At 43.0% G+C, this 14,495-nt stretch carries 8 protein-coding genes and 1 rRNA gene; all 9 read right to left on the bottom strand.

The genetic code is table 11. From position 1 onward, the window contains the following. Positions 1-21: 21 nt before the first annotated feature. The 9 genes from G5B60_RS00435 to G5B60_RS00395 all read right to left on the bottom strand — a co-directional run bounded on the left by G5B60_RS00435 (position 22) and on the right by G5B60_RS00395 (position 14,388). Positions 22-1,570 (bottom strand): 16S ribosomal RNA (locus G5B60_RS00435). A 615-nt stretch (positions 1,571-2,185) separates the two neighbouring features. Next, positions 2,186-3,526, bottom strand: a complete 1,341-nt coding sequence (locus G5B60_RS00430; protein ID WP_164682096.1) for an ISLre2 family transposase — start codon at positions 3,524-3,526, stop codon at positions 2,186-2,188. A gap of 97 nt (positions 3,527-3,623) precedes the next feature. Next, positions 3,624-3,929, bottom strand: coding sequence for a hypothetical protein (locus G5B60_RS00425; RefSeq protein WP_164682095.1), 306 nt, complete (start codon positions 3,927-3,929; stop codon positions 3,624-3,626). Positions 3,930-4,045: 116 nt separating this feature from the next. Further along, entirely contained in the window at positions 4,046-5,347 is a 1,302-nt protein-coding gene (locus G5B60_RS00420) for a site-specific DNA-methyltransferase (RefSeq protein ID WP_164682094.1), read from the bottom strand. Between the two features lie 12 nt (positions 5,348-5,359). Then, positions 5,360-6,985, bottom strand: a complete 1,626-nt coding sequence (locus G5B60_RS00415) for a helical hairpin domain-containing protein (protein WP_164682093.1) — start codon at positions 6,983-6,985, stop codon at positions 5,360-5,362. After that, positions 6,945-7,331 (bottom strand): plasmid mobilization protein, encoded by a 387-nt coding sequence (locus G5B60_RS00410; RefSeq protein ID WP_164682092.1) that lies wholly within the window; start codon positions 7,329-7,331, stop codon positions 6,945-6,947. Before G5B60_RS00410 ends, G5B60_RS00415 begins: the two co-directional genes overlap by 41 nt. Before the next feature lie 315 nt (positions 7,332-7,646). Continuing rightward, positions 7,647-7,937: a hypothetical protein gene (locus G5B60_RS00405; RefSeq protein WP_164682091.1), complete on the bottom strand. Its 291-nt coding sequence runs from the start codon at positions 7,935-7,937 to the stop codon at positions 7,647-7,649. A 54-nt stretch (positions 7,938-7,991) separates the two neighbouring features. After that, positions 7,992-12,659, bottom strand: coding sequence for a PBECR4 domain-containing protein (locus G5B60_RS00400; protein WP_164682090.1), 4,668 nt, complete (start codon positions 12,657-12,659; stop codon positions 7,992-7,994). Continuing rightward, positions 12,649-14,388 (bottom strand): DNA topoisomerase, encoded by a 1,740-nt coding sequence (locus G5B60_RS00395; protein ID WP_164682089.1) that lies wholly within the window; start codon positions 14,386-14,388, stop codon positions 12,649-12,651. Before G5B60_RS00395 ends, G5B60_RS00400 begins: the two co-directional genes overlap by 11 nt. Between the last annotated feature and the right edge of the window lie 107 nt (positions 14,389-14,495).

Genomic DNA, 14,495 nt, shown 5'->3' with positions numbered 1-14,495 from the left:
ACAGTTCCGTTTTTTCCTTAGAAAGGAGGTGATCCAGCCGCACCTTCCGATACGGCTACCTTGTTACGACTTCACCCCAATCATCTATCCCACCTTAGGCGGCTGGCTCCTAAAAGGTTACCTCACCGACTTCGGGTGTTACAAACTCTCGTGGTGTGACGGGCGGTGTGTACAAGGCCCGGGAACGTATTCACCGCGGCGTGCTGATCCGCGATTACTAGCGATTCCGACTTCATGTAGGCGAGTTGCAGCCTACAATCCGAACTGAGACTGGCTTTAAGAGATTAGCTTGCCGTCACCGACTTGCGACTCGTTGTACCAGCCATTGTAGCACGTGTGTAGCCCAGGTCATAAGGGGCATGATGATTTGACGTCATCCCCACCTTCCTCCGGTTTATTACCGGCAGTCTCGCTAGAGTGCCCAACTGAATGATGGCAACTAACAATAAGGGTTGCGCTCGTTGCGGGACTTAACCCAACATCTCACGACACGAGCTGACGACAACCATGCACCACCTGTCACCGGTGTGCCGAAGCAAAATCCTATCTCTAGGACGGGCACCGGGATGTCAAGACCTGGTAAGGTTCTTCGCGTTGCTTCGAATTAAACCACATGCTCCACCGCTTGTGCGGGCCCCCGTCAATTCCTTTGAGTTTCAACCTTGCGGTCGTACTCCCCAGGCGGAGTGCTTAATGCGTTAGCTGCGGCACTGAGTCCCGGAAAGGACCCAACACCTAGCACTCATCGTTTACGGCGTGGACTACCAGGGTATCTAATCCTGTTTGCTCCCCACGCTTTCGAGCCTCAGCGTCAGTTACAGACCAGAGAGCCGCTTTCGCCACCGGTGTTCCTCCATATATCTACGCATTTCACCGCTACACATGGAATTCCACTCTCCCCTTCTGCACTCAAGTCTCACAGTTTCCAAAGCGTACAATGGTTAAGCCACTGCCTTTAACTTCAGACTTATGAAACCGCCTGCGCTCGCTTTACGCCCAATAAATCCGGACAACGCTCGGGACCTACGTATTACCGCGGCTGCTGGCACGTAGTTAGCCGTCCCTTTCTGGTAAGATACCGTCACGACATGGATTTTCCACTCCCACATCCGTTCTTCTCTTACAACAGAGCTTTACGATCCGAAAACCTTCTTCACTCACGCGGCGTTGCTCGGTCAGGGTTGCCCCCATTGCCGAAGATTCCCTACTGCTGCCTCCCGTAGGAGTCTGGGCCGTGTCTCAGTCCCAGTGTGGCCGATCACCCTCTCAGGTCGGCTATGTATCGTCGCCTTGGTAAGCCGTTACCTTACCAACTAGCTAATACAACGCAGGTCCATCTGATAGTGGAGCAATTGCCCCTTTTAAACTAATAACATGTGTTATTACCTCTTATGCGGTATTAGCTATCGTTTCCAATAGTTATCCCCCGCTATCAGGCAGGTTACCTACGCGTTACTCACCCGTTCGCAACTCATCCAGAAGAAGCAAGCTTCTCCCTTCAGCGTTCTACTTGCATGTATTAGGCACGCCGCCAGCGTTCGTCCTGAGCCAGGATCAAACTCTCATTTAAATCATGATTTGTTTGAGTCTTCACTCATTCTGTTCTCTGACAGATTTATTTTTGACTTCTTTAAGAAGCCCTGCACATCGTCTTGTTCAGTTCTCAAAGGTCTTTGTCTCTCAAGAGACAACTTCTATATTCTATCAAACTTTTAATAGCTTGTCAACACTTTTTTTGAAGTTTTTTCAACCTCTCGTGTTAACGTCCTCTCGTTTGACAGCTATATTAGTTTATCAAACTTCATCTACACTGTCAATAACTTTTTTAATCTTGTATGTGTCTTATTTTGTGAGATTGCGCAAATCCCTTGACAGTAGCGGAGTCTAGCAAAAAAGACGGAGCATAATTTATTTGCTCAGTCTTGACAAGTTACCCTACATGGAGTATGATTATCTTAACTGAGTAATAAAGACTACTACTCTTTTTACTCGGCGAGGTACGGTTGCCGCCGTGCCTCTTTTCTTATGTTTAACTTGTCTATATTATAACCAATTTCACTACATTTGTCAAGGTTTTTAGCCAAATTTAAGCTTATTTATTTTCGCTGTTTTCCTAGAAATCATGCGGATTTCAAGCAATTTTCATTGCTATAAAATGGAACTGTCTATGACAGTGTTTTTTATTTTAAAGCAGACGTTTTTTTATTGATTTTCTATCCTTAGTTTGGGTAATCGTTCCTTTCAAACGTTCCCCATAATCTTTATTACTATTATCTTGAAGATAAACATCTGCACTTTCAAGTGGCGTAAAAAATTGATACTGTTCCCGCCATTCACCAAAAAACAAATCACGGATCTGCCCTTCAGTATTTAGTAAAATCAATTGACTCATACGATCAAGCCCATGAACACTCCAATACATTCCCCGTTTTTTCATGCGATAAGTTAATTTACGGTGCTGACTTTCCATAATACCAATCCCAGCATGTGGAAGCCCGTAATAGTTGGGATGAGCGGTATATTTGAAATTTTGGAGGAGCTTTAAGCGAAGTTTACTAAAAGTAGCCTCATCTTCCTTAGTTACAAGTAAAGACTCAGTGGTGTCTAAAATCATCTTTAAATCTTTTTTACTATGTTTCTTTATAGCTTCAAAAGCTCCATCCAGCAATTCGTCAGGAAAATTTTTATAATAAGTTCTTAGCTTTTGATTTAGATGATAACTATCCCAAAAGTGGTAATGATGTTTTACACCTAGGGCTTTCGCAATTTCATCAAATACATAAGGGGTATAACCATGCCCGTTATCTGAATTCGTGATAAGCAGCGTTTGAGGAGTTATCTCGAAATGATTATAAAGGTAGTCAATCACTTTTTCACGAGTCGGAGCATTTTTAATGCCAACAAATTCCTTTTTATTTTGCAATTCAAAGCGATTTTTGCGAATTTTGCGGCTGCCTGTATGAATAACAAAATGCGATAAATCATAGCGGTGGTTATCAATATCAGAATCGGCTACTTTAATCATGACACCATCTCCTTCAAGAAAAATGACAGGAGCTTTTTCTTTTACCACTTCCTCCGACTCCTCAAAAAAACGATAATCTTCCCGTTCTTTTAACAATTTTTCAGCATGATTTAGACATCTAATCACAGTATCCTTACTAATATAGATACCGTACATCAATTCTACAATTTCTACTACTTTTCTATAAGGCACAAGAGTGGCAAGATGGGTAATTTGAAACATTAATTCTTTAGAAATACTGATACGTTTAGCAAGTCCCAGCTTTTCATCAACTGGAATTCGGACACGCTTCCCATTAGACCAGCGAGAACGCTCAAAAGTGACCTCGCCAAACGTAAATAGGACTGTACGCTTTACTTTATTAATCCTTTTGTAGCCCCTAGCTCGCATGATAGGTGCAATAAAACTCTCATAGCGCTCAATAAACTGGTAAAAACCTATTAAATTATCACGTCTAAACTGCCCAACAAGCAAGCGCTCATCAATTGGTTGTTGATCCATAAGGTCTCCTAAACTAAATAAACTAATATACTCTCTAGTTTAGAAATTTTCGTACATAACCTCAACTTTATTTTTTGTCTGCAGCAGCAAATCTTCGTCAATCGTCGTCTTTATCAATAATTTCTTTAATCTGACCAAAGGCTCTAATGTCCCCATTCAAAGCTTTTTGTAATACCACCAAAGCTAACGCCATTTCATTGGTTGGTTCATAACCTAAATTAATCAATAACTCCTTCATTTGTTCATTATTGACCTCTGCAGTCAAAAGAGTCTGAAAGGCTTGACGAAGTTCTGCTTTTTGACGTCTCGTTCTTCCAGAGGTAATTCCTGCCTGTCTTTGTATTTTTCTTCGTTCACTCTCTGGTCGCTGACCAAGAGAAATCAAATTGTGTTCATTTGCCATTTTTTATTCTCTACTTTCTAATTTTTTATCTATTCACAATATAATTTTAGACCTTACTTGAAAATTTTCTCGTTGTTCGCTCGTTGTTCATCTTCAAAAAAACATTTTAGGTGTTATCAGTCATAGTTTCCCTTTTTAATTTTCTGACACTTTTCCTTGAGTTTTATAGCTGTTTTTCCTGTTTCTCTTTCAAAGCGACGAATAATCCGCTCAACATAAAAGGGGTCAAGTTCCATCGAATAATTGATGCGTCCCAACTGCTCACAGACTAAAAGCGTTGTCCCTGATCCTGCAAAGCTATCTAAAACACAATCACCCCTACGGCTAGAATTGCGCACCAAGCGTTCAATCAAAGCTAAGGGCTTCATGGTGGGGTGGTCACCATTACGTTCTGGTTGATTGATGCGCAAAATGGTTGTGGGCTGTTGCTCTTGATAACTACGAATTAAATCCATTAATTCTGCCTTACTTTTATGCTCCAAATCGCTTTCTAAAACAGTGGAAAGCGTAAAATCACGAACAAAATAGTGAGGTGCTCCTGCTTTCCAGCCATAAAGACACGGTTCATGTTGCCACTGATAATCTTGGGGTCCAAGAACAAAGCGATTTTTCACCCAGACGAGTGTTTGTTTTTCTAACCAGCCGACAGCCGCCACAGCTTCTGAAAAAGCGAAACGTTGACTGTCCGCATGCCAGATGTAAAAACCAGCTCCTGCCTTTAAGTGAGCATCTACTGCTCGAAAGCTATCCTCCAAAAATTGACGAAAAGCTTCCTGAGGTAGAGCATCGTTTTGAATGCTCAAGCCTTCGCTTGTCTTGCCTTTGTAGTCCACATTGTAAGGTGGATCGGTGACATAAAGATCCACTTGTTTATCTCCTAAGAGACGCTTTAAATGCTCAGGGTTAGTGCTATCACCACACATGAGAAAGTGGTCGCCTAGTTGAAAGATATCACCTAACTGAACAGACAAGCCTTCTTCATTAGCCTTAACGGGTTCAATCTCTTCTTCTACTGCTTCACTTGTCTCCTCCCCTAGAGGTTTGGAGAGCAGTGACGTGGAAAAGCCAAAGTCAGACATGTCAATGTCTAAGATGGTCGTCAACTCCTGTTTTAACAAACCCATGTCAAAATCCGTGTTCATGGTAATCTTGTTGTGCGCTAGGATATAAGCTTGTTTTTGTTCAGCACTCAAGTGCTTTAAACGAATAACGGGCACTTCTTCGTATCCCAGTTGACTCAAAGCCAGATAGCGTCCATGCCCTTCAATAATGGTGTTGTGTTCGTCAATGGCAATAGGATCGTTATTGCCGAACTGCACAATGGACTGCTTAATTTGGTCAACTTGATACTGAGGGTGCTTTTTGACATTATGTTCATATAAGGTTAGGTCTGCTAGTGGAATGGTTTCAATGTTCATATCAAATCCTTTCTAAAGGTGCTTATGGTGTTTATCCTGACGTTCTTCTTTAAGTTTTTGGCTAAAGTCATAGTCAGCTACAATCTTATCCCGATGTGTTGCTAGTGCCTCTCGCTCAATCTGATACTCCTTGAGTTCTTTTTTGAGAAGGTCGGGGTTTATGTTTTTGTCTAGACGAGCTTTCTCTAAAAGTGCCAGTGTTGTTTCTGATGGAACAAGGGTGCTTTGATACTGGACTAAAGCGCCATACAGTTTATTGAGCTCCGCTATTTTGTCACTTAACCGCTCTAACTCCTGATCTGTTTTGTCCAATTGCTCCAAAAAGTTTTTTTCTAAATCTCTAAACTGCTCAGAGTTCGTGACATGATTAACAGATAAGAAGTTTAATTCATCTACTAAGCGGTCAAGTTTTGAGAGGTAACGGTTCTTATAAAGAATGGTTTCACCATTTTGACTAGACAATTGTTTGATCAGTGTTGTCCCTGTAATGAAGCGGTTTTGTTCCGAATGGTCTGGGTTTAAAAAATAAAAGAAGTCTTTCCGTTTTAGATAAGCCGTAAAACTGCCATCCGCATTTTGGTCTAACAAGCGTGCAGGAATGGCAACCGTACCTTTTCGATCTAAACCAAAACGGATGGGCACGTGTAAAGAACGAGGGGTAATGGTCTCCACCTGCCATGGCTCAATGGTCAGCTTCATCTCAAAGTCCTCTGCTTCTTTTTCCATAACCTTGTCATACTCCGCCTTAATACTATCTTTGTCAAAGACAACTGCATTTGTTGCTAAACGTTTGGTGATGCCTTCAAGGCTGTAACGTCCTTTTTTAGACAGACTGCGGTCACGAACCACACGTTCTTGTGGCTGGTCGCTTAAACGATAGGTTATATACTGACCGCTGGTGTTGACTTGCAGGTTAAGTGCCTGGGCTTTTTGGAGAAAATCCTCTAAGTCAAGCGAGTGCTTAAGTAAAAAGTCCAAACGCTGCTTAATCTCAAAACGAAAACTATTTTTTTGGCGCCAAGCAGAATAGACAGTATAAGATGTTTTGAGTTTAGGTTCAAGTACCATAGCTCCTGCAAGTTCTGCTTGTCTGCTTGAAATTTGAAAAAGACTACGTGCCGTTTGTTTTTGCCAGCGAAACTTTTTAAGCGTGACTTGATTGGTCGTGTTAAAAATGATGTGGTTATGCAAATGCCCTTTGTCCATATGGGTGGCAACGATAAACTGATAATCCCCACCCGTCAACTCCAGAGCCGTTTGATAACCCAGTCGGTTGACTTCTTCAGGGCTTAACTTATCCTCTGGTGCAAAAGATTGGATGATATGATGTGCCATAACTTGATTTGGGTTGGACAGGTCCGACATTTCTTTATTGCGTCTACCGTGATTAAAAGCTGCCGCCGAGTCTTTGACCAAAAAGAAATCGTCAAAAACAGCCTCAGCATCTGAAGCATCTATCACATCATGTCCTGACACCAACCGTTGATAAACTTGTCCGTCTTTCAAGACATAAGGAAAGTCTGAATGGCAATCGTTCTTTGTGACCAGTTTTAGATTGGCATCATCTCGCAAGATGTAATTGAGGGAACGTCTAAGTTTACGACTTTCTTTGATCTGATGAACTTTGGTGATGACCATGTGCTTTTGCCAACTCCTTAACTTTAAACTCTTTACCGATGACGTCTTTTAAAGTTTTGATGTCATGGAGTAACGCCTCCATAAGTTCGCTATCCAAATCTTCAAAAGTATTGACGTAACGGACTAGTTGGTTGATGTTTTGTCCGATGCGGTTGACTTCGAGCCGCAGTGCTTGTAACTCTGAATAGTCATAAGTCGCTACCTGCCCTTGAAGCAACATCTCTAAGGCAAAGCCCTGAAATGTTTTTTGGTGGGCTTGTGCCATGCGTCTTTTAATGCGATGGGCTTCTTGATCGGTGGCACGTAAGACAAAAAGGTTGTCTCGCGTACGATTACTTTTTACCATTGTCTTTTTTCTCCTTTTTAGGCTATTTCGCCACTTTCTGCTCTTGCAAGATTAGCACGTGTTTATCCACGTGCCTCGAAAAAAAGCCCCAAAAGCCCGATTGGCGCTAAGGCTGCCTCGGACTTTTGAACTTTTTTATTTTGGGGAGAACCCCAATCCCCCTTTAGCGCTCAAGCCGTTAAGCAACTCATACCTTTAGGTCAGTGCTCCCTTTTCAAAAAGGACACTAAGGTCTTTAAGACAAAGTGCCAAGTAGCAACCCTGTCTTTTTTCAAAAATCACTTAAGGCTTGATGGCTGTTTAGGGAAATGTATCTTATGACGGTTCGTCCATTTGGCTAATTTTCTGATGTGAAAACATCTCCTTTTTAAAAAGAGCGTATTCCGTATCGGTGAGCTGTTTCAAATAGGCGATGGTCACATGATAATCATCTGCTAAGGGACAATCACTCGCTTCTAGTTCCTGTGCTTCCTGCTTTAAGTAAAGAAGCATATCGCTTCTTGTGTAAGTGCTAAATGGGGCTTGTAGAATTTCTTGCCCCTTAAGGTAAGTGTCAAGGTCAACGAAAAGCGACCGTAAAATCATCTCACTGGTTGTCTTTATCATGGTCAAAGTCTCCTTCTGTTAGGTTTACTGTTTTAGTCCTTGAGCTACGATGCACTACCTTTTCGTAGCTCGTTGGGCTTTTTTTGGCGTGTCCTCTTCTTTGTGTTTTACTTGTGTGCGCTCTTGATAAATAGTAAGCGTCTTATCCATACGCTCCATCAAACTTTTGGCTTCGTTTTGAATGACCTCTAAGTGTTGCGTCAGCTGCTCTAGCCCTTGTTCAGGATGCATCCAATTCTGCCATGTTGCTAAATAATCAAAAGAATGTTTAGTCGGTAGTCCAAGATGACGGCACACTACATAAGTGACAGATTCTATTTGAAAGTCTCTATCCGGCTTGGTCATAAAGCCAACCTTAAAGTGTGGGTTGAGTTCTTCTAGTCTTTTAGAATTGTGCAATTCAGACTCGGCAATCTTTTGAATCAAGGTCGTCAAGGTTTGTTCGTAGCTCATGTCTTTTTGAATGGCAATGTAGTTTTGTTTGTCGTGATACAAGCCTTCATCCTCCACATACTTCAAAAAACGAATGGGAACGCCATTTTGTTTTTCCGAAATGTCTCGCAAGGTGCGGTAAATATTTTGGAAGTAGGTCTTATCCATCACTTCAGGAACAATAGTCTTGTCTTGTGGTAAATCTAGCGTTTTACCTTCCTGCGCTTCGACTTGAGAAACATCAAAGACAGGAACAGCTTTAAAATAGATTCGTGTTTTTTCTTGTCCTTGGTCATCAAGAAGCGTCTGCCCCTTTTTATCGGTTAGGGTGACGGTTTTAGGAGCTTGGACATAAAGGGCTTTTTCTCCTTTTTTCACTCGACCCCCACGGTTTCGCCATTCCTTGAAAGAAGCTACCATCGTCGCTGTTCCCAGTTGACTCTTAAGCAATCGAGCATTGCGACTCGAATAGTGACTAAAATCTACCAGCCCATCTAAATAGTTGAGGTAATTATCTTGGTCAAAATAGTCCTTGTTCCTTTCTTGTAAGTGTTGGTTGATGGCTTTGACATCCCCCTTTTTAATCAACTCACTGAGTTCTAAGTTGTGCTGTTGGCGCTCTGCTGGATTGTCAGAAGCATTGTTAGGGTCTGTGCCACTGCCTTTTTCAATACCATCTGGTGTTCCGTCTCCATCGCTATCAGCACTAAAAGGATTTGTTCCAAGTGCTGCTTCTTCATCATCGGTTAAGCCATCGCCATCAGAGTCCTTAGGAAAAATAGTTTTGTCGTTTTCCTTTGAGACCTGCAAGGGTTCAAAATCTCCCGCTTCCACAATAGCTTGTAGTTCCTTACCACCATCTGTGACAATAGCCTCGTTGATGGATAGAGTTGTGACCTGATTGTCTTTTTGACGGAAAACACCTAGAATCGTTTTGTCAGTGGCTGCTTCTAACTCAGTAGCGAGTTTGTGGTTCACTTTCATTAAAGAAGCAGGGAACAACTCTCCGTCCACATTTCTAAATGCCACCAGGACATCTTCATCTTCTGTTTTAATGGCACTGGCTAAGTCTAAACGCTGCATGCGCTCCACTTGCGACAGGTCATCAAAGAGGAAACTATTGGCATCAATGATTGCTTTAAAATCAGGCAGCACCTGAATCTTACTAAAAGTCGCTCCACGATTGGCAATCATGATGTTTTGATAGTCCGCTTTGCCCTTGACAATATCCTCCAAGGTTTTAGCTGCCGTTTGTTGTTCGCCAATCGCATAGAGTCCAATCAAATGCGGATAGTGCTCCGCCTTAAAACGAATGGTGAGGGCTTCAACAGCCTCCTTATGCTTGTAAAAATAGGTTACTTGACTGTCTGCCAGCTCTTTTTGATACCAAGTGGCATTGTCTTGAATCTGTGAAGCGTAGCGGTTTAGTTTCTTTAATTCCTCAGGTTTTATGGGGTGATACCCCATCTTATACATTGACTGCTCAGGGTCTGAAATGGTAAAATGAAAGAAAGGTTGAGACTGAGTTGGAGTCGGTGACGACTCCTTCAAAGAACGTTCTTTTGGAACGTTAGGTAGAGGTGCTGCCTCCTGAGTCCGCTCAGGGAAATCCCCGATTGGGTTCTCAACCTTTTTATTATGCCCTTGAGCAGTTTCTTCAGAAGCTGTTTTTATTTTTCCCTCCAACCACTGAGCATAAAAACGAGACTCCTGATCTACGACAGATAGGTTAATAGCTTTCTGCACAAGGTCGTCTAAACTCGTTGAGCTAGCACCTAATTGGACAAAGAGGGCATATTCTTGTGGGTGACGTTCCTGAAAAACAACATTATCAAGAATAGCTTCTTCGCCCTTGTCATAGGCTAAGCTAAGAGCAGCGGTAAAATCTCGTGGAACAACACTATCTGCTAGAGCCTCTAAGCTCTCTCTTTGAGCTAAGCCTGCTAAAACAGTGTCATCCAGTTCTTTGAGGTCTTGATGATAAGGAGCATCGGATAAGTGCTCACTTATGGTCTGTGTCTCCTCACCAATGTTATAGCGTAGCCCTTCCTCCAAGACCTCACCCTCTGGACTTAAGAGGTCAAACTTGGTTTTGGCATAAGGCAATACTTCATAGCCCGCCTCTAACGGAGAGTCTGTCGTGCGCTTTTTGAGTCGGTCAAACTGTTTTTGATTTTCCTGATAGAGTGGTGTGGTAAAGTCCTCATAAGAAAGAATGGTGCCTTCTTCCATATTTTGAAAAATGGGACTTTCTGACCAATAAAAACGGACGTGATAGCTAGGCTCTTCCGCAGCTTCAACCTTGCGATTTTGTTCTTCTTCTAGCGACAATTGGGCTTGGTATTCCTCAAATTTATGTTCTAACTCTTGGCTAACGTATGCCAACGCATCAGAAAAGACCTCTTCTCCTTTGGTATAAGCCCCCATTGTCTGATTAAAGACCTCAGTATAGCGGTCGTCTAACAGGTTGTATTCGTCCAACAGTTCTTGGGCGTTTTTTTGTGGTGTGTTCGTTTCCATGATTGCCTCACTTTCTATTGGTTGTTTTAACAGGGCAGTTACGTGTTCTATTTCTTCAGGTGTTTTTGGGGCGTAGCGCTTGGCAACCTCAAAGCTACCATCATCCTTTAAAGTCAAGGCTACACGACGTAAGCCTTTGACAAAATAAGTGTCTGGCTGTTTTTTCCATTGACGAACCTGTCCTTGGTCAATCAACGCTTGCGCTTGGGGACTAATGGTGATTGTGTCCAGGCGCTTCACTTGATCCTCAAGAACCTTTAAACGCTTGGCATAGGTTCTCAGTGTTGCCTTGGTGTAGACGGACTCCCCACGCTTGGCTTTTTCAATCTCTTCACGAATGCGTGGGATATTATCGATCGTTAAGGCAAGACCAGTGCCCCAGCGGTTAAGCCCCTCATCTTGATACTCTAGGGACTGGATGCGTTCTTCTTGTTTAGAGATTTCATCTAGGAGGTTTCTTGCCCGATTTTCAAGCTTTTCCTGACGCTTAAACCAAGCCTCACCACCTCGCTTATCGTTCATCGGTTGCCCGTTTGTGAGCCTCTGGTGGGCAAAAACAGCCTCGACCGCCGTATTGTACTCTTCCTCCAAGCGCTGTTTCTTCCGTTTGGCTTGGGCTAAACGGCTATTATTCGGAGACGTTTCTTGTGCTTGATGAACATCAGACACTTTGTCTTTCCCTTCACCTTTTTCTACTTCAGTTGTCATCTGACTTTCCTCACTTTTCATTTGTTTCAGGTAATCATTCCAATCCATTTTGTTCTGTTCTTCCTTAAGTGGTGGTATATCAACCGTCATTGGGATACCGTCAGCTTGTAAGTCCTTAATAAAGCCCCGTCCAGCCTCATCATTATCAACGGCTAGAGTTATGAGATTTGGGGTGTCTTTAAGAATCCTAGTTGTTTGATGAATGTTATCTAGTGCCCCTCTGATAGACTCTCTAGGCATAGTTTTGGAATACTGCCCATCTGTCAATAAATCGGCTGTGTAACGGCTAATCACCCCTTTTTTAAGCCCATCCATAGCCACTAAACGCACGTTAGATAAGCTGTCTTTATGGAGCTCATAATAAGACATGAGATCAATCGGAGCTTCTGTAAAGACTAGGCGTTTGGGAGTCCCAATGTCTAAGTGGAAACCAGCAAGACCATCCGAGTGTCGCATGATTTTCTTTAAGCGCCCTCGCTCAGGGTGCTGGACTTTATTTTCAATAATCCCTTGTAGGCTGCCACCTATCATCATTCCATCGCTATCCCGACTTTTAAAAAGGATAACGGGTTCAAAGTAATCGCCCTTTTTAAGCGTGGCAGAGACCATATTGCCTGAAGCAAGAACGGTATCAATGGTATCATCTGAGAGTCCCCTCTCTTCCTTAAGATAATGCCTGCCAAGTTCAAAATCCTTGTGTTCATAAGGGGCTAGGTAATTTTTAAAAGGTTCCTTCTTTTCGGGTGTTACAGTGACTTTAGGAAACTCGCCTGTTTCGACAAACTGCACTGCCTCCTTAAAAGGCGTTGGATGCCCTGTCCACTCTTCTCTAACAACACGGACGAGATCAATGGGGTTGCCACCTTTGCCACGTGACCACCACATAAAGCGGTTGGTTTTAGGGTTAATTTTAAAGCTATCATGCTCCTCCCAATAAAAGTGATCGCTCTCTCTTTTGAGTGACATGCCAAGGGCTGTGGCAACCGCCACAATATCCTTGCTGGCAATCTTAGCCAGTTGTTCTTGGGAGCGCTTTTTCACTAAGTGTTGACTATTTGCCATGTGTATCTCCTTTTTCGATTTGTTTGGTGATTGCCCACTTTATCTTTTGGACAAAAGCCTCTGGGTTAACCTCTCCTTGTCCAATTTTAGCCAGTACCGCCTCCCATTTTCCTGTGGTCTCTGGGTTAGTGTAGCTCACTTCCAAGGTATCTAGGTAGTGAATCAACTGTCTGCCACGTTCAGTTGGGAAAAACTGCCCTGTCTTCTTATCCTTGGTCACATAGCCTTTCCTTTGAATCAAATCAATCATGCCGTCTCGTGTCGCTGAGGTACCGAGATTGTACTTAGGCAGCAGCTTCTTTAACAGAATAGACTCGCTGATACGTGTGGGGGGCTTGGTCATACGCTTGACCTGTTTAGGCGATACTATCACCACCTGCCCTTCTTGGTAAGCAGGCATTTCCTTATCTTCCGTCTTTGTGGGCACGTAGCTGCGCCAACCTAAACTTTGCGTTACCGTTCCAGTTGCTTTAAAGGTCTGATTGCCATTCGTGATCAAGACTTGGGTAGACTGATAATGATAATCGCTACTAAACATCAAAAGCGTCCGCTTAGTAACGGTGGTATAAATCAGCTCTTCATCGGTTGAGAGGTCATCTAGGTTAGGGACTAGCTCAGTTGGAATAATGGCATAGTGCTCTAGCACTTTGTCATCATTGACATAAGGCTTTCTAGCCTTGCGGTTTGGCAGGTCAAAAGACAGATTGAGTGCCGCTTGATAGGCTTCTATATGTTTGAGAAGATAGGCGTACTCATTAGTTGTAATGGCTGTCGCATCCGTTCGTGGGTAAGACAAAAAGCCTTTTTGATACAGGCTTTGAACAAGGTCTTTGGTTTTGGTGGCTTCAAACTGATAGTTCTGACTCATCTCAGACTGTAATTGAGTGAGATTATAGAGTTTAGGGGCGGATTGGCTTTTATGTTCAGTGACCACCTCACTTACTTGAGCACTACTCTCCAACAAAGCAAAAGCCTCCTGGGCCTCTTGTTCTATTTGGTACTTGGTATCGTTGATAAAGACTGTCCCATCTTCAGAAAGTAAAGCCAACTGCCAATAGGGTTGAGGTTCAAAATGAGCAATAGCCTCATCATTTCGGACAATCAAAGAAACGATTGGAGTCTGTACTCGCCCCACGGACATGGCTTTTTCTTTTTTGCCTAGTAGCCCTTCTGCTTTCATCTTAAGCGTCACAAAAGGACTGAGGTTAAAGCCCACTAGCCAATCAGCATCACTTCTCGCAGCTGCTTCATGGAAGTAGTTAACCGATAAAGCAGGGTCACGCAAGCGCCCAAAGGCTTCCTGTAAGCCCTTAGTTGTTAAAGAGTTTGCCCAAAGTCTGTAGCGCACTTTTGCCAGTCCTTGCGGAATCAATTCCAATATACGGTAGGCAATTGCCTCGCCCTCACGGTCAGGGTCTGTGCCAATGATAATGCCATCCACTTCTTTAATCGCTTTTTGAATTGCCTTAAAGGCTTTCAGGGTTTCCTTTTTAGGGGCATACTGAAAGCCATCAGGCAGGACAGGAAGATTAGCCAGTTCCCAATTTTCAAAGTTGGGGTAAGGGTTAACTCGCTCAACCAAATGCCCAACAGCAGGGGCTACGAGAACCTCTGCTCCTAAAAGCGCAGAAGTCACCCTAAAAATGCCTTTTTCTTCTTTAGGAGTCCCAAGAGCATGCGCATATTTGCGGGCTTGGTCTGGTTTTTCAGCTAGTAATAAGTATTTCAATAAAATCATCATCCTTTCTAGAAATAAAAAAACAGCTAATTGATAAAATTAACTGCTAGTACTGTGGTTTGGTCGCATTTATTTTTTTGAGGGACTACCTATATCAT

This window comes from Streptococcus hyointestinalis, from assembly GCF_011039275.1.
Taxonomy (GTDB): Bacteria; Bacillota; Bacilli; order Lactobacillales; family Streptococcaceae; genus Streptococcus; species Streptococcus hyointestinalis_A.
The sequence above is the reverse complement of the archived record's forward strand: the minus strand, read 5'-3'. Positions and strand labels throughout refer to the sequence as shown.